Origin of the sequence: Bacillus sp. UNC125MFCrub1.1, from assembly GCF_000701305.1 — a bacterium.
GTDB lineage: Bacteria > Bacillota > Bacilli > Bacillales > Bacillaceae > Bacillus > Bacillus altitudinis.
In genome coordinates, this window is the sequence record NZ_JNIG01000009.1 from 317,319 (window position 1) to 338,126 (window position 20,808).

Below are 20,808 nucleotides of genomic sequence, written 5' to 3' on the forward strand. Positions count from 1 at the left end.
CTTCAAATCTACTTTGTAAAAATCGTTCGGTACGGTAAAACAGAAGAATCAAACGGCATCAGCATGATGCTGTACAAAATATAGCAAACCCCAATTCCGATATACATAAAAAAATTGGTTCGCTGATCAAAAATCCGTGTGAAATAAGGCAGTAAAATGAGCTGATACAGACCAAAGTAAATATGAAATCTTGCATAAATGACATCCTTCGTTGCAAGGATGCCAAACAAAAATCCAAGCAAGCAAAAATTCACAATATAATCACTCTCTGGCGTCAGCTCACGAAGTCGTTTTCGATAAAAGAACGCAAGCAATAACGGCAAAATCAAGACACCAATTTTCGTCACATTCATTCCATTCGTATTCGTTGTCAGCCACTCCTCGTAATGACCATAAGAACTCCCTTGCAGCATCACCACAAACACGGAGACAAAGCGGTCATACAGAGCGGTTAAGCCTAGAAAAATCATACATAACACAAGCATCATCCAAGACCATGCCTTTGTTCTGACGATGAAATAGACTGGAATCATAATGAGTGCCGAGGAATGAAACAGCGCGCATACAAGCACGAGCGGAAAATACCATTTCCACTGACCTTTGATGACAAATCGGATGGCATAAAAAAGAATCGCCGCCACCATATACTGCCGCATGCCATTAAACGAAGCGTAATAATGAAATGTGCCGAGAAATAGCAGCATACTAAGCTCAAATGGCCGTCCATATCGCACAAGTGTTTTGATAATAAAAAAATAGGTGATGATCCCAACTGTGATATACATGATTTGCGGCTCATGTGACAGTTGATTGAGCATCCACAAGATCAATGTAAAGCCCGGATCAGTGGCGGCCTTGTCTACACCGAATCCGAAAATATGCCAAGGCTTGTCATAGTTGACGGAGAACTCATACATTTGTCCATAGGTTACGAAATCAGTTCCTACTTTGTAGCGTATGCCCGCCACAATACAAAGAAATAAAAATGGAAAAAACACCAGAAGCTTGTTCGGCCGCCAGCCGCTTTGTATGGTATCATCACGTCTGCCATAAAATGCAGCAAAGCTCGACCATAAATAGACCATGATCATGTTCACCAAATAAACCGCCATCTGCCAATCCTTCCTTATAATCCATACACATTCATCACACGGGTGATGTTCTGTTTCACATCAAATCCTCTAATGCCAAGCTGAGAAATAATCGTCTCCTGAAGAGGAGGGTCTGCATGGTAGGCTTCTAGTATGGCTTTCATCCACTCATGTGCTGAATCTTGCAAGGACTTCCGTTTCACAAGCCCACAACCTAAATCGACTTCCTTTGTGATATGATCTGAAATCACACATGGGAGTCCAGATGCCTGCGCTTCCACTAATACGAGCGGAAGACCTTCAAACAAAGACGGCATCACAAACACATCAAATGCTTTCATATACTGCGGAACCTCTGAGACAACGCCCGTAAACACAATGTCTTCCATTAATCCTGCTTTCACTGCATACGATTCAACCACTGGCCGGAGCGGCCCATCTCCTATGAGAACTAGCTGAAAGGAGACCCCTTGTTTTTTCAGTGTCTGCGCTAATTCGATGAAAAAAACATGGTTTTTCTGCTCATGAAATCGGCCAATATGTCCAATGATCAGTTTTCTCTCGTGAAGATGGAGGTCTTTTTTCATCTTCACCTTCGCTTCTGGCTCCAACTGAAAAAAAAGGTTCAAATCAATCCCATTTGGCAAAATGTCCACTCGTCCATCGTGCATTCTTTTTTGTCCAAATAAAAAGACACCGGCATCTTCACCGCATGCAACAAGCTTCGTAGAAAAGGCAAAGATCAGCTGACGAAATCCTTTGAGCATCAAATGATCCACCCGGCTAGGAGACTGTTTCCAAGCCGTATTATGTGAATGGCAAATGCGTATCTTCACACCTGCCAGTTTCGCAGCAAGGGCAGAAAAGCCCGTTTGAAAATCTGTATGTGCATGCACCGCCTGATAAGGTCCCGTTTGCTTAATCGTCTTCGTCAACGTTTTGACAAACGTCCATGGAGAGGACGCTCCAATACTTGGGACATAAAAAATCCGCCCGCCAAGCTGACGAATTTCCTCATCGTAATCACAGACATCCTCTCGGTGGGTAATGAAATCAAATTGAAGAACATTTCGGTCGATTGCACGATAGATGTTCATGATCATCGTTTCTGCACCGCCTCTGTTCATTCCGCCCACAACATGAAGTACACGCTTTGGCTCACTCATCCCGAATCGTCCTCCTTTTCACCATAGATCCTCCAAGTTTCCGCTGATGATAAAACCTCATGATCTTTGGTGACATACAGGCACGGATGACCGGCTTAAGCGCAAAGAGATAATCAAACGGCGACAATTTTAATTGCTTGCATGCTTTTAACACAAGCCAGGCATTGTCCATTGAGTATCGGAATTTCCGGCGCTGAAAGGCCGCTTCATCCTCCCTTACAAGGTATAAGGGCTCTTGCAGATTAAAGCCTTTTCTCCCCGCAGCAAAAAAACGAATCCAAAGATCGATATCTTCCATCCGTCTGGTTGTTTTGACAGAACGATAGCCATTTAAAGCCTTGTAGGCAGACGCTCTCATCATAATCGTCCCATGACAAAAAGGCGTTCCTCTTGCTAGTACCCTTCGATCAGGCTCTGAGACAAGTGCTCGAACGCCCTTCGTCCCTGACTCATCAAACACCGTCATCGCCGTACCAACTACATCATATTCCGGATGTGCATCAAGGAAACGAACCTGTTTTTCTAATCGTGTAGACACCGATATATCGTCGCCATCCTGTCTTGCAATCAGTTCTCCATTCGTTTCAGTGAGACAACGATTTAAACTGGCGGCAAGTCTTTGATTGTGTTCATTTCGGATGAGGCGAATTCTATCGGGTTCACGCATGGTATAGTGCAGCACTTTTTCATAGGTGCCATCTGTTGATGCATCATCACATATGATGAGCTCCCAGTTTTCATAGGTTTGACGGAGAATCGATTCAATGCTTTCTTCTACTGTCTCTTGGCAATTGTAAACACCCATGATAATCGATACTTTCGGCTGACGCATGCTCACATCACCTTCTCTGTTTGATCCATATACGTTGTGTAAATTTCCTCCATTGCACTCACCGTTTGCTCCTGTGCAAATGCGTGAGCCATAGACCGTCCCGCTTTCCCCATCAGATGGAGCTGGTCCTTTTTATGATAGAGCTGCTGTAAATAAACGGCTAAACCATTCACATCATGCGGTTTGACTAAAAAGCCGTTCACTCCATGTTTGACGAGCTCACAATGCCCTCTATTTTCTGTTGCAATCACCGGCTTTTCAGCAGACATCGCTTCAAGAAGATTCATCCCAAGTCCTTCTCTCAAGCTGGTTGATACACATACATCGCTCATATGCATCCAATCTTCGATGTGTTTGCAAAATCCCGCAAACTGTACATGTTCCTCAAGATTCAGCTGACAGACCAGCTTTTCATAGGACGACCGACTTGTCCCTTCTCCAGCAAATACAATTTTCACTTGTGGTATATTCCGATACACCTGCGCGCAAGCTTTGATGAGCATTCCTTGATTTTTATTGTCATTTAATTCACCAGCACACAGCACGATAAAATCTTGCGTGGTAAAACCATATGCTTTGCGAAGGCGGTCTTTTTCTGTGTCATCAACTGGTGCAAACCGCTTCATATCGACACCCATACCGGGAACATAATGCACAGCTGCCTTCTCTTTTGACAGACGATCGGCTCTTTCATAGTCTTCTCCATTAATGGTGATGAGTGCATCTGTATATTGAACGAGCCATCTCTCAACTGGATAATAAAGCAGCCAATTTTGAAGCGGTGCCCCCTTCCAAAAGTGAAAGCCATGCGCTGTGTAAAGAACTTTCGTCCCTTTTTTGCGTGTTGTTTTCGCCGCTAGCCTGCCAATGACACTCCCCATCGGTGTGTGACAATGGATGAACTGATAATGCTCTTTTTCTAACAGCTTTTTCAGCTCCACATAAGCAAGCCGGTTGTGCAAATGAAAAGGGGAACGCTGAATCGGAATGGAATGCGCTTGATCCACATACGGCAGCTCCAGCTGGCCATTTGCCGCTGTATGCACTTCCCATCCTTGTTCCTGAAACCACCTGAAATACGGGAGATGGAACGCCTTAAAATGATAATCAACCGTTGCGCAAAACAAGACTTTTTTCTTCATTAGCAAGTGGCTCCTCCTCTCGTTGCATCGGTTCAGGCAATACATCATGCGACTCAATGGCGGCAAACAAGGCCTGTCTTAATTGATCGTCACTCATCATGTTAAATTCGTGAATAAAGCGGTTCAGCACATACGGATCACCATCCAAGGCATGGCCGATATGGATTTTCGGGAAAATTTGCTCCTGTGCTTTTTCATGCTGGTTGAGTAACTCCTCGTACATTTTCTCTCCGGGACGAATACCCGTAAATGTGATGGGAATCTGGTCTGTGGTGTAGCCTGAGAGGTGAATGAGGTTTTCTGCGAGGTCGACAATTTTGACTGGCTCCCCCATATCTAAAACAAAAATCTGCCTTCCTTCTGCTAGTGCACCAGCTTGAATAACAAGCCTTGATGCTTCTGGTATCGTCATAAAATATCTTGTCATGGCTGGGTGCGTGACGGTCACTGGCCCGCCTTTTTCAATTTGTTTTTTAAAGATTGGAATGACACTCCCCCTGCTCCCGAGTACATTCCCAAACCGAACGGCGACAAATTTCGTTTCACTGCTTGCCCCCATTTGCATAATCACCATTTCAGCAAACCGCTTTGTGGCTCCCATCACATTGGCAGGGTTGACCGCTTTGTCAGATGAGATGAGGACAAATGTTTCAACTCCGTGCTCATGTGCAGCTTCTGCCACATTTTTTGTCCCGATAATATTGTTTTTCACCGCTTCTTTCGGGCTAATTTCCATGAGCGGGACATGTTTATGAGCGGCGGCATGATAAATCATATCCGGCTGAAAATGACCAACGATTTCACTCATTTTTTGTTTATCTTGAATATCCGCAATTTGTGGATATAGGCTAATGCTATCTCCATACAATTCTTTCAGCTCTAGTAAAATAGAATGAATGCTAAATTCTCCATGTCCCACAAGCACGATCGCCCGAGGGGCAAATACACAAATTTGACGACAGATTTCTGACCCGATAGACCCGCCAGCTCCTGTCACCATAATCGTTTTTCCTTTTAGGTGAACGGATAGACGGCTTGTATCTAATTGAATCGGCTCTCTTCCAAGCAAATCCTCTGGCTGTACATCCCGCAATTGATTCAGCGCATGGGTTCCTTTTAAAATCTGTTCCATTTCCGGCATAATCTGTGTTTTGATTCCAGTCGCTACACATTCCTTATACAGTCCTTTTAATGTGTGACTGCTTTTGGATGGAATGGCGATAATGATTTTTTGAATATCCATCATCACAACAGCCGTTTGAATATGTTCTTTTCCCCCAAGAACAGGCAGCCCCATAATTTCAAGCTTATGCTTTGTTTTGTCATCATCAATGAAAGCGACCGGCTCAATATGTACATCACTCGACTGCTGAAGCTGACGAACGATAATGGTCCCGGCTGATCCAGCGCCAATGATTAGTGCCCGCTCCTTTTCAACTTGATACCGCTTCGCACCATCATGAAACAGCCTGGATGCCATACGAGATGCACCGATGAATAACACATGGAAAAGCCAGACAATAAATAAAAAGCGAAATGGCCATGTCTGCACAAAAATGTACAGCATCGTCATGGAAAATAAAAATGAACACGCAAAGGTCTTCATTAAAGAAAATAGCTCTCTAACCCCTGTATAGGCCCATACTTGCTTGTACACGTGAAAAATATACGAAAACAAATGGTGCCCGATCAGTAGACTGAGCGAAGAAATGACGAGCATTTCAAATGTATATACGGTTAACGCTGCCTCTTGAACAAATTGAAAGCCAAAAAAGACGGCTACTAAAATGAGATATGAATCTAGTGCCACGATGATTGATAATCTTTGGGCGTAAGTCAACGCTCCTCCCCCTTTTTAATGCATCACTATTCTTACATAAAATGGGCATCAAACCCGTCCTCACATCCCACTACCGATGACGAGCATCTAAGGCATATGTCATGCCCACAGCAGGATCGAGTGCCTCCGTTGTTAAAGATTAGGAGACATCACCTATCAATCTCTTTAATACATATAGTGCCTTCCCTTTTTCACTTTCTTGCCATTTAGCATCGCCCCAAGCAGTTTCCCTGTCGTCCCCTCTAATACTTCTTTTGATTTCTTCACAGCGGCAATCTTCGTTTTACCGCTTAACACCACAAGAATGCTTCCATCCGTTCGGTTCGCTAATATTTTTGCATCGGCTACAGGCAGAAGCGGTGTGGAATCAACAATCACCATGTCATACTGCTGTTCAATCTCGTAAAATAGCTGCTTCATCACAGAGGAGGAAAGCAGCTCAGCGGGATTTGGCGGAATGGTCCCACTCGGAAGCAGCTCTAAATGCTCAATCGGTGTAGGCAAAATGGCTTCCTCCAAACTGCAATTATTTAATAGCACATTGGTCAAACCGGTGTGCGGACTCAGATCAAAATATTCATGAATGGCTGGTTTACGTAAATCAGCATCCATGAGCAAAACCCGTTTTTTCTGCTGTGCAAAAACAGCTGCCAAGTTTGCAGCCGTAAATGATTTTCCTTCCTTCGGCAAGGAGGATGTGACCAATATCGACTTCAGCCTCGTTTGAATCGACGTGAATTCGATGTTCGTTCGGATCGTTCGGAATTGTTCCGCAATGACAGAGTGAGGATTTAATACAGAAATACAGGATAAATCTCTTTTTTCTCTTTTTTTCCTCTTAAAAATCAATGTTCTGTCCTCCCGTTATGACGGACTGCTTGTCTTTTTTTGCCCTCCTGTCTGCATGCATCTGATAGACACTGCCGAGCGACGGCAATCCGATCTCTTCTCTTATTTGATGTGTTCGTTTCACCGTATCATCGAGTAAATTCATTAAGAAAATGAGTGTCATTCCCCCTAATACAGAGGCGCCTAGTGCCAGAACAATGTGAACGAATTTACGTGAGTTCATCAGTATCGTGTTGGACAGCTTGGCTTCAGACAAAACATTAATGCGATCCATATTCATGGTTTTTTTGATTTCTTCTTGCAGCACCTCTGTGGCTGTATTCGCAATGGCTACTGCCTTCGCTCGGTCCTCATCTTGTACAGAAATATTTATGACCTCTGACTCATTTTCTGTACTTGTGGCAATTTTGTGTTTTAATCCTTCAGCCGATTCTGTAAGATTGAGTGTTTCTTTTACTTTTTCAATAACGATTGGACTTTTTAATAGGACTTGAAAGGTACGTGTATATTGAAGGTTCATCTGAATATCGTTTAAATTCGCTTGTGCATCACTGCTTCGTTTATGAACAAGAATTTGAGTGGTTGCCTGATATACAGGAGTCGAGACATAGAACTGATAGTAGGCTGAAATGCCCGTTACGATCAGGACAATCAGGATCAGAAGGGCCATTTTCTCTTTTATGACAGAAAACAGCTGCTTAAAACCTATATTCTCATTCATAGATACCTCCCGATTTCATCATAAAAAGGTTATATATGGTTTCTTTTTGTTAATGATTGGATTATAAAAGATAATACCCGCAAAGAAAAATGTCATAATAGGTCTTATAGTTCTTTTTAAAGAACGAAATCGTTCGTTTTCTTTTGTTTACTTCCTGTTTCTTACGTTTTTGAATTTTATAAAGAACAATTTATTTCTTATAATGAACGAAAAGGTCGCAGAACGATTCGCCGGGGAGAAGGGAGATCATATATCGAATGATAGGAAAGGTGATACGCATTTACCGAAAGAGGAAAGGATACTCAATTCAGCAGTTGGCTGAAGATGCCCATGTCTCTAAATCGTATTTGAGTAAGATTGAGCGTGGTGTCCATCGTAATCCATCTGTCCAGTTTTTAAAAAAGGTATCCTCATCACTAGACATTGATTTACAAGAGCTGTTTGATGCAGAAACGATGATGTTTCATTACGCTGAGGGCGGTGAACAGGAGTGGCGGGATCATATCGTTCATGCCGTCCAATCCGGCATGCCTAAAGAAGAACTGTATCAGCTGCTCCAAACCTACAGAAAGGAGCAGGAAGGAAAGACGTTGCATGTCAATCAGAGAAAGCTGACCGACTCAAATATGTCAGAATGGAAACGTCTCATGAGTGAAGCAAAGGCCATTGGCTTAACCATCGAGGAAGTGAAAGCGTTTCTTACCAATATGGGAGAACACCGGGCGTAAGCCACTGAGATAAAACCAATTTGCGGGGAGAAGCGCTTGTCGCTTCGATGAAATAGAGCCTTTTTGCATGAAAAGGCTCTATTCAGTTTATGGACAAAAAGCTAAAATGAACTTGATTTTAGCCCTTTGTCTTCTTTTCAGCGTGATAGAAAACCTTTGCAGTCTAGGAAGGACGAGCACCGGAGCGGAGCGAATTTGACATTCGTGAGCACCGAAGCGCAGGACTGACACCGAATGCGAGGGTTTTTCTACACGCTGATAGCCTTTTTGCATGAAAAGGCTCTGTTTTCTGTTATTCTTCTTTTTTGGTTCGTGCTTTTTTCGTAATATCATTGTTCTTCCAATAGGCCCATAGTGATGTGATGCCAAGAAAAGCTAACGTAATGAATTGCTGCACACCTTCTTCATCAATTGGAATTGGGCTTTTTCCTGCAGCGGTGAGAGCGCTGTTCACAAGTGCCAATAAAAGCAGCACAAGCCTCGCAATAGTGCCTGCACTAATTTTTTGAACCTTCAACTGTAACCCCTCCCCTTGGACGATACTGCTCGTTCCCTCTCATATGTATGCAAAAAGCGAATGAATAGAAGAATGAATCAAAAAAAGAGACATCATGCCTAGATGCGGAATGATGCCTTGATTTATGTGCTGATTATTTAGAGAACATCTTTTTTGCTTCATCCATTGCCATTTTGTTGCCTAGAGCTGAATAATCTAGCCAGGGCTGATCGGCAATCGGATACACTTGGTTTTTCTTCACAGCTTTTAGGCCTTTCCAAATCGGCGTCTGCTCTAACTGTTTGAATGCCTGTTGCGCCTTATCATCACGATTCACGACGACAAAAATAGCATCTGCATCAAAGTCAGGAAGCACTTCTTGAGAAATGACTTCAAATGGACGTTTGCTGTCCAGTTTTTTCACACCATCTACAGGTGTCAGTCCTAAATCATCGTATAAAATTGGCCCCATCGGACGTTTCATACTAAATACTCGAAGCTCTTTTGCTGTTACACGAATCGCCATCACTTTTCCATTTCCAATCTTTTTCTGGATGAGTGATTTGACTTCTTTTGCTTCTTGATTGTAGTCCTTAATATATTGATCGGCTTCTTTTTCTTTATTGACGAGCTTGCCGATTTTTTTCAAATGATCACGCCATGTGCCATCATTTAAATTAAACACTTCGGTTTTGGCAATTTTTTTGTATTTTGATAAGTCTTGTCCAGCTAGTTCTTCATCGACGTAAATGACATCTGGTTTTAAAGCAAGCAACGACTCCATATCAGGATCTGCTGCAATGCCCAGCTTTTTCGTCTGGCTGAGCTGCTTCTTCGCATGTGGAAGGAAATCTTTTAAGTCTCCCCCTACAACAGAGCCAGCAGGTTTTATACCGAGTGCTAATAAATCATTTGTTAAATGAATCGACAAGGATGCAATCTTAGGTGTTCCGTTTTCATCTTGATTTGTTGTCTTCTTTGTTTCCTGTTGACCACAAGCGGCAAGAATCAAGAAACAGAGCGTTAAACCAAACACAAGTACTTTTTTCATGATGAGTTCCTCTTTCTTATTTTGTTTTTGTTAATAAATAGAGAAAATAAGGTGCTCCGATAAAAGCCACAACCACACCTGCTGGGATGGCATTTGGGGCAAATATGGAACGTCCGATTGTATCGGCACTGACCAGAATCAACAGCCCAAGCAGGGCACTTACTGGTAAAAAATATTGGTGCAGTGAGCCGACAAGACGCCTCGCCAAATGAGGTGCAACAAGGCCAATAAAACCAATTCCGCCTGTCATCGATACACTTGCACTCGCTAGACCTACAGCTAAGGTGAGTAACAACAGACGTTTACGCTGTACACGTATTCCGACACTTGAGGCGACGGCATCACCTAACGTTAACGCATTGAGTGTGCTGGACTGCATGAGCGTAAGCGGGACAAGACATACGATCCAAGGCAGGAGCGCAAGTACATGAATCCAGTCTCTTCCCCATACATTTCCCACAAGCCACCTTGAAGCGAAGGTATATGTATCTTCATCCAGTTTCAATGACAAATATAACGTCAATGCACTAAACCCCGCAGCTACGGCAATTCCAACAAGAATCAGCCGGATAGGTACAAGCCCTTCATGCCTGTCGTACGCAAGAAGAACGATGACTGACGCCGCAAGTAGGCCTCCACCAAATGTAAAGAGCGGAATGAGTAAAGATGGATTTCCTTCTAGTACGTGAAAATACGTCACAAAGATGATTAAGCCGAATGCGGCTCCTGCATTCAGACCAATAATCCCAGGATCAGCCAGTGGATTGCGGGATAAACTCTGCAAAATGCCACCTGCGATGCCTAGACCTATTCCAGCTAGTATCGTCACGACGATTCGAGGCAGACGATAATCAAACAGCACCGTCTCACTTTGGAAATCTCCAAAGCCAAATAACGTTTTGACGACAACGAGAGGACTGAGTTTCAGCGTGCCGGTATTTAAACTATACAGCACGACAGCCGCACTCAGACAAAGCAAAACGGCTGTCACGACAAGAGCACGCCGTTTCTCTTTCATGACAGGTTCCTCCCTTCTTTTCTGGCAATATATAAGAAGAAAGGAACACCAACAAGTGCCACCATAACGCCAATGGCAAGCTCTCTTGGCGGATTTACTGTCCGGCTGGCAAGATCAGCGAAGACGAGAAGCATTGCGCCTAAAATCGCTGACATCGGAATGACGAAACGATAATTGACCCCAACCAGCTTTCGTGCAATATGTGGAATGACAAGCCCGACAAACCCAATAGACCCAACCGCCGATACAGACACGCCTGCCAGCAGAACCGCAGCAGCCATACCTAGTATTCGCACTTGCCTGGTTTTCACCCCTAAATTCGCAGCTACATCTTCACCAAGTGATAATAACGAGAGGGATCGTCCTAATAACATCGCCCAAACGATGACAATGAGAATGACTGGAGCAAGGATCATCAGCTGCGGCCATTTGACACCTGCCACACCCCCTGCATACCAAAAAGCCAGATCCTGACTGAGATCAAAGTAAATGGCGATACCCGAGCTTAGCGCATGCAGCAATGCGGCAACAACAGCTCCAGCTACAGTGAGCCGAAGTGGGGTCAGCACGCCGCCAGCCGCCCCAATGGCAAAGATCAGCAGTGTACTGAGAACGGCACCAAAAAAAGAAAATAACATCAATGCGGAATAAGGCATTCCTGGAAAAAAAGCAAAACAGAGAGCGACTACAAACATCGCACCGCCGTTAATGCCTAATATCCCCGCATCTGCCAGCGGATTTCTTGTAATGCCTTGCATCAGCGCACCTGCCACAGCAAACGCCGCTCCAACAAGCGCCGCTCCTAGCACACGAGGAAGCCTTAATTCATGAATGATCTGCTGCTCTGTCACATGAGAGTGATAGTCAAACACAGCTGTCCAGACCGTTTGCAAAGACAATGACTTTGCACCGTAGGAAACAGCCAAAAACATAGCCGCCAATAAACCAATGACAGCGAGAAAAAACAATAAAAAGAACAAAATAGGTGATGATCGTTTTTGTTGAGATGTTCGCTTATCCGGCAAAATCGGTGTCATCCTTTTCTTCATTAAAAGTCAGTTTGAAAATGAGAATCATAATCATCAAAATTATAGCCGTCAGCCTCTGAAAAATCAATGTACGGCTCAATTTTTTAATTATTGAAGGTATTGGTAGACGGCAAATAAGAGAATTCTTTCCTTCTGCTTTTTTTCGTTCTGAAAGACCTATCATTTTTTACAGTAGTTTAATAGGAAAATAGTTGACATTCCGCATGAAAATCCCCTAAAATTACAAAAGTAAGTCAAATGTTATAAAAATATTACAAACAGATGTCAAAGAAATAAAGAATGACCCGTCATGAGAGGAGAATTGAAAGTTGTGTCAGTAAAGGGAAAATGGAGTATCATCCTATTTGCGCTTGCCATCGTCATTGGAGCAGTTGCATTCTTTCAAAATCAGCAAGCAAGCGGTACAGAGAAGAAAAATGTGAAGCAGGATACGAATTATAAAAATGTTGAAATTGTCACTCTTGTAAATGACGGGAAGTTTATGAGATATGCGGTGAACTATCCACTTTTTCATCAAAAAAAGCTAGATGACAAGATTCAAAGCTATGCGAATTCAGCATTAGAGCATTTCAAAAAGACATTTAGTGAAGCAAAGGACATTGATGAAAACAAACGGTTTGAACTGAATATTGACTATGACATGGTGCACTATGCAAAACAATCTGCGGCCATTTATTTTACGACCTACACATATACAGGTCAGCAAAATGGGACCACTCATCACGTCACAATCAATTTTGATTTTCAGAAAAAAGACTTTCTTGACACAAAAGATTTATTTCAACCCAAAAAGGACTATTTGAAAAAATTATCCTATATTACATACACGGAGCTTAAAAAAGATAAAACCTTGTCTAAGGATCTATCACTCCTTCAAAAAGGAACAGCCCCTACTGATCAAAACTTCAGTCAATTCGCCTTAAAAGAGAAATATATAGAGTTCTATTTCCCAGCTTCTCAAGTAGCTGCAAAGGACTTAGGTCCGCAAACGCTGGCGATCAAAAAGACGCTGCTAAAAGATATCTTGAAGCCGGAATACATGAATAAGACCAAAAATCAGAATGAAATCAAAGAACCGAATCCAAAAAGAAAAGCCGTCAAGCTGCCGCAAAAGCCAAAGCTTGATCCGAATAAAAAAGCCATCGCACTCACATTTGATGACGGTCCAAACCCAGCCACAACTTCAACCATTTTAGCAGCGCTGAAGGAAAATAAAGGACACGCCACCTTTTTCGTATTAGGAAGCAGGGTGCAGTATTATCCTGGAATGCTTGCCGACATTTTAAAGGGCGGAAATGAGATCGGAAACCATTCATATAACCATCCTTTATTAACGAGACTCCCTCTAAAAGAAGCGGTCAAACAAGTAAAAGACACGCAGAATCTGATTGAAAAGGCCAGCGGTTATACTCCTACGCACTTTAGACCGCCATATGGAGGAACAAATCCCGACATCAATCAAGCGGTTGGCATGAACGTTTCATTGTGGGATGTCGATCCTGAAGACTGGAAAATTCGCAACAGCCAGCAGATCACAAACCATGTTCTCTCACATGCAGCAGATGGCAAAACCGTACTCATGCACGATATTTATGACAGCTCTGCTCGAGCAGCAGTGAAGATCATACATGAACTGACCAAACAAGGCTACCAGCTTGTCACAGTCAGCGAACTTGAACAATTGAAAAAAGAACGAAACGAACAGACCCCTGTGCAGTAAACACAGGGGCTTTTTTTATGACTCTAACAACTTCTTTCTTTTTAACAATGCTTGAAACGTCTCTTCAAGCTCATGAGAAGGCTCGATGCTTAAACGACTGAGCACTTCAGACAGTTGCATATCAATCAGCAGGAGCTCTTCTTCTTTCTTTGTAGCAGCTGGCTTTTCTTCCTTTTGTTTATATTCTTCATAGGTGCCATCAAAGCGTTCAATGGTCCCCTCGTGCACATGAAGAATACGATTAGCCACCTGCTCAATGAGCCGCCTGTCGTGGGAGACAAACACAACTGTGCCCGGGTAATCTTTTAAAAGTCCTTCAAGCGCTTCTACTGCCGCAAGGTCTAAAAAGTTCGTCGGTTCATCAAGCATCAGAACATTGGCATCACTGACGAGCAGCTTGGCAAGCATCGTCTTCACCCGTTCCCCGCCGCTTAATACGTTCGTCAGCTTATACACATCGTCTCCCCGAAACCCAAGTCTCGCTAAAACGGTGCGAACGATTGTCTCATCTTGAATCGCCTGTTCCAGTGCATTTTGTAAGATCGATTCATCTAGATTCAATCCTGAAAGATCTTGGCTGAAATAACCAATCTTCACGGCTTCTGAACGAAAAATCCCGGGATGACCGTTTACAAGCATTCGGAGAAATGTCGTTTTACCGCTCCCATTCTTTCCAATGATCGCGACTTTGTCTCCGCCTCTTACTTCTACATTCGCCTTTTTCCAAAGGACTTTATCTCCTGCCTTGCCATCTACATGTTCGACACGAAAAATGGTGCGGCTTGCCACTTCCTTCATGGTGTGCTGCGTCATTTGAAGAGGCTGGGCTTCCTTTACCTTCTCCACCTTTTCTAATTTTTCCATTCTTGTTTCAATAGATTTGGCTGTTTTTTGAAGCTTTTTTTGCTTGTTTGCATAATAAGGCTTTGCAATTTTAGGCCCTGAGGATTTCAGCTTTGGAGATGGCTTTGTCGCTTTGTCGGCTTTTTTCATTTTCTTTTGCAGTGCATGTTCTAACTGTTTTTTCTTCTGGGTATACGCCTCGTACGCCTCCACTTGCTGGCGATGTTCGAGTTCTTTTTGCCGGGCAAAATCGCTGTAGTTGCCTTTGTATGGTTTGAGTTTCCCATCCTCCAATTCCCAAATGTCTGTACATAACGCATCTAAAAAAGCACGGTCATGCGAGACGACAATCAGAGCACCTTGATGATAACGAAGCTTTTCTTCTAGCCACTCAATATGCTCCGTATCTAAGTGAGTCGTGGGTTCATCGGCTAATAAAAGGGCAGAAGGCCGGCTTAAAGCTCTTTCAATATAAGCTTGTGTCATCTCTCCGCCACTTTGTCTGCCATCTCCTGTCTTTAGTTGAGGAAGCAGGGTACAAGTTGTAGTGTGTGCAAATGTGCCGCTGTCTGGTTTTTCCCTCCCCGCCAGTACATGGAGCAATGTCGTTTTCCCACTGCCATTTGTCCCTACAAGGCCGATTCGGTCCCCTTGATGAATGGCAAGCTCCTCTATATCAAATAACAAACGATCCTTTCGAAATACTTTTAATTGGTGGGCTCTCAGTAACATCCAACCCTCTCCTTTCGTATCAGGAGACATGAAAAAGCCTCCCATTCTCAGAATAGGAGGCAAAATGGTGTACAAAAATAAGCGTATCGATACAGAATGACATGCGGTTCATCAAATGAGCACACATCTCCCCCGTATCCATCACTTCAATCTTTGATTCCCAAGCTGTACCATCCTATTCCGAAGCTAAAAAATGAAAACGCAGCAAACATAGCAACACATATCGTTTGCTCACTGCCTTCGTTCTTTCATTTTGCTTACAGGTCATAGGATTAGTACTTCATTGCATTGGGTCACCCTTCCGTCGTTTGTTACGTATACGATAAAAGATTGGTTATTTTTTGTCAAGCTGAAAAGGCATGAGTGAGTCTATTAGCTTGAGCGTAAATGGATGAGTCGCTTCAAACAGCTGGTCACTTTTACATTCTTCCACAAGTTTTCCCTCATGTAAAAAAAGAAGTCGATCACATAAAAAAACGGTTGCCTCTAGATCATGGGTAATCATGAGAATGGTCATATCTAACTCTTGCTTTAATGTTTCAAGAAGCTCCAATATTTGAACTTGGACAGAAACGTCAAGTGAGCTAAGGACTTCATCTAAGATGAGAATGGCTGGATTCGTCGATATGGCCCTTGCTATGCATACACGCTGGAGCTGACCGCCGCTTAGCTGATGAGCATATTGATTTAGCAAAGACGATGGAAGTCTTACTTGCTTGAGCAGGGACAACACTTTTTGATTCACATCCATGTTTCGCTTTATTATTTGCATGGGTTCTGCTATGATCTCTTTCACTGTAAAGGAAGGATGGACAGAAGATAGATAATCCTGAAAAACAACACTCATTTTCCCCCGGTTCATCTTACGCCATGTATGAGCTGGCCATCCATCTATCTTTATCTCTCCGCCGTCTAATGTTTCTAAACCAAGCAGTGTACGTGCTATTGTACTTTTACCACTGCCACTCTCACCGACTACCCCGACACATTCACCCTCTCCAATCTGAAATGAAACCTGAGCTATGCGTGCTATGGATTCCTCTTTATGAAAAAAGCGTCCTTTATCTTCTCCATGTTTAAGTAGTTGATTTGCTGTGATCAGCATGGGAATGCCCTCACTCTCTTCTGCTGCCTCAGTGCTTCAAGGGGGGTCGATAAGCGAAGCCTCGTTTCTAGTAAATGCCTCGTTTGAGGATGCTCAGGTGATGTAAATATCTCTTTTGCATGACGATGCTCAAGCATCTTCCCTTGGTGCATCACCAACAATTCATCAGCGATTGCCTGAACGACGCCTAAATCATGCGAAATGATGATCAAGGCAGCTCCTGTTTCTTCTTTCAGCCTCTGTAATTGTGTGATGACTTCGCGCCGGTTATATGCATCTAATGATGCTGTAGGCTCATCGGCAATGATCACGTCAGGAGAAAGCATGATCGTAATGGCAATCACGACACGTTGAAGCATTCCTCCCGACAGCTCATGAGGATATTTTTTCATTAACATATGCGGATTGTTTAAATGGACACGTTCTAGCCCAGTGATCGCATGTGCTGTCCCTTCTTTTCCACGTAAACCCAAATGCCGCTGGAACGTTTCAAGTATTTGATGACCAATTGTTTCAATTGGATTGAACGCATTCATAGCATCTTGTGGAATGTAGCCAATTCGCTTTCCTCTCCACTGCTGTGAAGCCTGACTTGTCAATTTTTCACCGTCAAACAAAATGGTCCCAATCATCTCTAGCGAAGGAGGGATAAGGCCAATTAATGCTTTTGCAACGGTTGATTTTCCGCTTCCACTTTCTCCAATAACGCCTAAACAACGTTGTCTATGTAATGTAAACGTGATATTTGCCACTAAATCCTTTTGTTGAATCGGATCATGTACGGACAGATTTTTTATCTCGATGAAAGGCAAACCGTCTCCCCCCTTTTTTGTTGGTAAGGTGCATGGCAGGGTTCATGACCTGCTGAAGACTGTCTCCTAAAAAATTCAGTGCCATGACCACAAATAAGATCGCAAGTCCAGGCGGGAGCATATGAGCCGGGTGCGTCACCATGACATTCTTCGCCTCGTTGAGCATCATGCCCCATTCCGGTGTAGGTGCACTCACACCTAATCCAAGAAAAGACAGAGCAGAAATATTTAAAATGACCCAGCCTGCGTCAAGTGTAGCAAAGACAGCAATCTCTCCTGAGATGCGAGGAAATAGATGTTTTCGAAGGATATAAAAAGGTGAACCCCCAGATACTTTCGCAAACTGAACAGATGGTTCATTCGTATATTGCAGGACTGACGAACGAATCATCCTTGTATACCAAGCCCATTTTGCAAGGACATTGGCCAAAATAATATTGAAAAGCCCAGGTCCCATAATGCCCACAACGGCCAAAATCATCACCTCTGCTGGAAATGACAGCATGACATCACATATTCTCATTAGAGCTCCATCAACTTTCCCTCTAAAAAAGCCAGCTACAAGTCCAAGTATCGTACCAATGAACATCGTGATACACATTGTCAGCACGGCAGCAAGCATCGTTGTCCGAATACCATATAAGAGCCGGGACAATACGCATCTCCCCAGCTGATCGGTTCCGAGGGGATATGTTAGACTCACACCAGCATATTTTTGAAGAATGTTCGTGTCAGTTGGGTCATGCGGCGCTAGAAACGGTGCAAACAGCCCAGCTAATGTGACAAGTACCAAAAGCCAGATAGACAGAATAGCCATTCGATCTTTTCTTAATTGATTCCATACGATCAAATTTTTTAGACCTCCTTTCTTAACTGCGGGTTCATGATCATTTGTATGACATCAGCAACGAGGTTGCACACAACGAACAGGCATCCCATCACAAACAAATAGGCTTGAATAATAGGGAAATCGGCATGAAAAATAGCTGTTACACACAAACGGCCAACCCCTGGCCAAGCAAAGAGATTTTCAATAATGACGGTTCCTGCAATGAGCTTTGGTACTGACATACCGAGTGCTGTTACTGCTAGTTGAAGGGCATGTCTCATCACCTTCAATTGAATGGTTCGTTCCTTTAAACCACGAGCTCTTGCATAAAAAACAAAGGGCTCGTGCTGAAACTTTAGGATTTGATTTCGAATGAGTCTCACATAGGTCGATAAGTAGCCAAGTGATAAAGTCATCGCTGGCAAAAGAATCGATTTAAATCCTTCCATTCCACTCGTGTTGACCCAGTTAAATTTGACTGAAAAAAGCCAGATAAACAAAATGCCCAACCAAAAACTAGGCATGGAAGCTGCAATAAACACAAATGCTCTCACGATTCGATCCAACCATGTATGTGCCGCATATGCACATACCATTCCGAATAACAAACTCAGCACAATAATAAACAAAAGGGACATCCCTGCAAGCTGTAAAGTCGCAGGAAGTGCCTCCATCATCAGGTCAAGTACAGGCTCATGTGTGACATAACTACTGCCAAAATCACCTGTTAATCCGTCTTTAAGCCATGTGACATAGCGTATGAAAAACGGTTGATCTAAGCCTAGCTCTTGACGCATAGATTCAACCATCTCTTCCGTTGGGGTTACTTGGTTCACACGTAAAGCGACCTCAGCTGGATCACTCGCACGCATCGCAAGTAGCACAAACGCAAAAAACGTAATGAATACAATGAGCGGCAAAAGAAGCAATAATCGTTTTATGATATAGCGTGTCATGTCTCAGCCTCCGATTTATGACGAAAAATACATTCGATCAAAGGGAATTTCATACTGAGATACATGAAAATCTACACCTTTGAGGCGCTTATTATAAACGGCCTTTGTCACAGAATAGGAAATAGGGATATACACATTTTCATCATGAATATACGTCAAAATATCTCGGTACATTTGTGCCCTCTTTTGCTCATCCGGCTCCACCAATACTTTCGTAATGGTCTCATCCAGCCACTTTTTCTTTTTCAATCCTAACTGAGCTTGATAATCAGCATGGGATGCAACACGGAATGAAGAGACGTATGTTTGAGGGTCATAAGGAAGTCCCCAAGATAGAGAGTACATAAGATCAAACTTTCCTGTTTTTTGACGATCTAAAAATGCCTGTTTTTCTTCACCTCTAATATCCAGCTTGATTCCAACCTGCTTGAAGTCCTGCTGAATCGATTCACTAATCGTTCTTTCACCTGCATTATCCGAATTATAATAAATGGTCACGCTGAGCGGCTTGTCTTTTTGATAGCGATAGCCGTCTTCTTTTAGCTTCCAGCCTGCCTCATCTAATAATGCCTCTGCTTTCTTTTTTTGATAGGTTTTCTTTTTAAGCGGAATATCTGCGTAAGGGACTGATGGGGCGAGCAGTGTATGTGCCACCTGTTCAGTTCCATTTAAAATCCCTTCTGTAATCATCTCTTTTTGAATGGCATATTGAAATGCTTCTCTTACTTTTGGATCTTGTGTTATTGGTTGATTGGAGTTGATCACAATAGATCTTGATCCAACAGGAGGACTCACGGTTACCCCATATTGACCAGCTTCTTTTAAAGCCTGAAATGAATCTCCGTCGATCATGTCACCATCAGCTCCAAATAAGAGGTCGATCTCCCCTTTTTGCAGAGCGAGTAAAATCGTTTGGTGATCCGGCATGACCTTCCATTTCACTGTTGAAATCTTTGGCTTCTTTCCCCAATAGTGATGATTCACTTCAAAAATGGCATATTGATTTTTCTTATGTTCCTTTAACACATAAGGACCTGTACCTGCATAACCTTTGACGCCTTTTGATGTGGTGCCATCAATAAAGCTTTTGGGAGAAATAAAACGGAATGGACGTGTTAAACCAAGCTCTTCTAATGTTGGATAATAGGGCTCCTTCAATGTGAGAACAAATGTATGTTCATCTACAGCCTTTGTGGATTTAATTTCTGACACGAGATTGAGCCAAGCATTTTTTTCAATATTTTTGACAACTGCATCAATATTCATTTTGACAGCCTTCGCATTAAATGGCTCACCATCTGAAAAAGTCACGTTTTCTCGAAGATGAAATGTGTAGGTTTTTCCATCTTTAGAAATATCCCAGCTTTGGGCCAGGGCAGGTTGAATGCCTTTTTCCGTATTCACAACAAGCGATTCAAACACCATATTTTGAGCGGCCATCTCCCCGCCATATAGATGGGGATTAATGTCTCTTATATCTTTTGTACTTGCATACACCAGTTCATCATCTTCTCTTCCACTTAAACTGGAAGAGGTCTTATTTTCAGAACAAGATGCCAATAGAAAACAAGCCATGACTGAAAACAGCATCAAGGTATATGTCACAAAGGACTGCTTTTTCTCGTCCTTTTTCTTTATGTAAACAGGTTGATGATTCATATGTACTTCCCCCAAATGTTCATTTTATCGTAATCATTACGATTATCAATCGAAATGATTACGAATTGAATATTAGCATACAGATCTGGGAAATACAATGTCTTTTTTCACCGAAAAAACAGACTCATGATTGAGTCTGTCAGGTTGTTGACAAAGAGCTAAAATGATC

The 20,808-nt window shown here is 42.9% G+C and carries 19 protein-coding genes; 2 read left to right on the forward strand and 17 right to left on the reverse strand.

The genetic code is table 11. The features are described 5' to 3' along the window. Window positions 1–8: 8 nt before the first annotated feature. The 7 genes from N521_RS01815 to N521_RS01845 form a co-directional block, all read right to left on the reverse strand. On the reverse strand, window positions 9–1,112 hold the full coding sequence (locus tag N521_RS01815) for an EpsG family protein (protein WP_017359194.1): 1,104 nt from the start codon (window positions 1,110–1,112) through the stop codon (window positions 9–11). Window positions 1,113–1,126: 14 nt separating this feature from the next. Next, window positions 1,127–2,257, reverse strand: a complete 1,131-nt coding sequence (locus N521_RS01820; RefSeq protein ID WP_035389450.1) for a glycosyltransferase family 1 protein — start codon at window positions 2,255–2,257, stop codon at window positions 1,127–1,129. Next, entirely contained in the window at window positions 2,250–3,089 is an 840-nt protein-coding gene (locus tag N521_RS01825) for a glycosyltransferase EpsE (RefSeq protein ID WP_017368088.1), read from the reverse strand. The genes N521_RS01820 and N521_RS01825 overlap by 8 nt, the downstream gene beginning before the upstream one ends. 2 nt (window positions 3,090–3,091) lie before the next feature. Beyond that, window positions 3,092–4,231: a glycosyltransferase family 4 protein gene (locus N521_RS01830; RefSeq protein ID WP_017368089.1), complete on the reverse strand. Its 1,140-nt coding sequence runs from the start codon at window positions 4,229–4,231 to the stop codon at window positions 3,092–3,094. After that, the gene (locus tag N521_RS01835) at window positions 4,197–6,071 is read right to left on the reverse strand and encodes a polysaccharide biosynthesis protein (RefSeq protein ID WP_017368090.1); all 1,875 of its coding nucleotides are present in this window, start codon (window positions 6,069–6,071) and stop codon (window positions 4,197–4,199) included. The genes N521_RS01830 and N521_RS01835 overlap by 35 nt, the downstream gene beginning before the upstream one ends. Before the next feature lie 165 nt (window positions 6,072–6,236). Then, window positions 6,237–6,920: a CpsD/CapB family tyrosine-protein kinase gene (locus N521_RS01840; RefSeq protein WP_008347761.1), complete on the reverse strand. Its 684-nt coding sequence runs from the start codon at window positions 6,918–6,920 to the stop codon at window positions 6,237–6,239. After that, window positions 6,910–7,641, reverse strand: coding sequence for a YveK family protein (locus tag N521_RS01845; protein ID WP_007500132.1), 732 nt, complete (start codon window positions 7,639–7,641; stop codon window positions 6,910–6,912). Before N521_RS01845 ends, N521_RS01840 begins: the two co-directional genes overlap by 11 nt. Window positions 7,642–7,898: 257 nt before the next feature. Here N521_RS01845 and slrR point away from each other — a divergent pair, with 257 nt between their 5' ends. Continuing rightward, window positions 7,899–8,369, forward strand: coding sequence for an HTH-type transcriptional regulator SlrR (gene slrR / locus N521_RS01850; protein ID WP_017368091.1), 471 nt, complete (start codon window positions 7,899–7,901; stop codon window positions 8,367–8,369). A 292-nt stretch (window positions 8,370–8,661) separates the two neighbouring features. On the opposite strand, the gene N521_RS01855 is transcribed toward slrR, so the two are convergent. The 4 genes from N521_RS01855 to N521_RS01870 form a co-directional block, all read right to left on the reverse strand. Continuing rightward, window positions 8,662–8,886 (reverse strand): phage holin, encoded by a 225-nt coding sequence (locus N521_RS01855; protein ID WP_008347764.1) that lies wholly within the window; start codon window positions 8,884–8,886, stop codon window positions 8,662–8,664. Window positions 8,887–9,019: 133 nt separating this feature from the next. Continuing rightward, window positions 9,020–9,916, reverse strand: a complete 897-nt coding sequence (locus N521_RS01860) for an iron-hydroxamate ABC transporter substrate-binding protein (RefSeq protein ID WP_007500130.1) — start codon at window positions 9,914–9,916, stop codon at window positions 9,020–9,022. A 16-nt stretch (window positions 9,917–9,932) separates the two neighbouring features. Continuing rightward, entirely contained in the window at window positions 9,933–10,934 is a 1,002-nt protein-coding gene (locus N521_RS01865) for a FecCD family ABC transporter permease (RefSeq protein WP_035389452.1), read from the reverse strand. Beyond that, window positions 10,931–11,983, reverse strand: a complete 1,053-nt coding sequence (locus N521_RS01870) for a FecCD family ABC transporter permease (protein ID WP_035389454.1) — start codon at window positions 11,981–11,983, stop codon at window positions 10,931–10,933. The genes N521_RS01865 and N521_RS01870 overlap by 4 nt, the downstream gene beginning before the upstream one ends. Window positions 11,984–12,293: 310 nt before the next feature. Here N521_RS01870 and N521_RS01875 point away from each other — a divergent pair, with 310 nt between their 5' ends. Further along, window positions 12,294–13,703, forward strand: a complete 1,410-nt coding sequence (locus N521_RS01875) for a polysaccharide deacetylase family protein (protein WP_035389456.1) — start codon at window positions 12,294–12,296, stop codon at window positions 13,701–13,703. 15 nt (window positions 13,704–13,718) lie between these two features. Here N521_RS01875 and abc-f read toward each other — a convergent pair whose 3' ends face one another. From abc-f to nikA, 6 genes are all read right to left on the reverse strand, one after another. Beyond that, window positions 13,719–15,278 carry a ribosomal protection-like ABC-F family protein gene (gene abc-f, locus N521_RS01880; protein WP_197025606.1) on the reverse strand — a complete coding sequence of 520 codons (1,560 nt, stop codon included), beginning with the start codon at window positions 15,276–15,278 and terminating at the stop codon, window positions 13,719–13,721. 334 nt (window positions 15,279–15,612) lie between these two features. Then, a complete protein-coding gene (locus N521_RS01885; RefSeq protein ID WP_035389460.1) occupies window positions 15,613–16,383 on the reverse strand; it encodes an ABC transporter ATP-binding protein in 771 nt (256 codons plus the stop codon). Then, the gene (locus tag N521_RS01890; RefSeq protein WP_035389461.1) at window positions 16,377–17,195 is read right to left on the reverse strand and encodes an ABC transporter ATP-binding protein; all 819 of its coding nucleotides are present in this window, start codon (window positions 17,193–17,195) and stop codon (window positions 16,377–16,379) included. The genes N521_RS01885 and N521_RS01890 overlap by 7 nt, the downstream gene beginning before the upstream one ends. Continuing rightward, window positions 17,158–18,045 (reverse strand): nickel/cobalt ABC transporter permease, encoded by an 888-nt coding sequence (gene opp1C / locus N521_RS01895; protein ID WP_035389463.1) that lies wholly within the window; start codon window positions 18,043–18,045, stop codon window positions 17,158–17,160. The genes N521_RS01890 and opp1C overlap by 38 nt, the downstream gene beginning before the upstream one ends. Before the next feature lie 5 nt (window positions 18,046–18,050). After that, window positions 18,051–18,980 (reverse strand): nickel/cobalt ABC transporter permease, encoded by a 930-nt coding sequence (gene opp1B, locus N521_RS01900; RefSeq protein WP_035389465.1) that lies wholly within the window; start codon window positions 18,978–18,980, stop codon window positions 18,051–18,053. Between the two features lie 15 nt (window positions 18,981–18,995). Further along, window positions 18,996–20,639 (reverse strand): nickel ABC transporter substrate-binding protein, encoded by a 1,644-nt coding sequence (gene nikA, locus N521_RS01905; protein ID WP_035389467.1) that lies wholly within the window; start codon window positions 20,637–20,639, stop codon window positions 18,996–18,998. Between the last annotated feature and the right edge of the window lie 169 nt (window positions 20,640–20,808).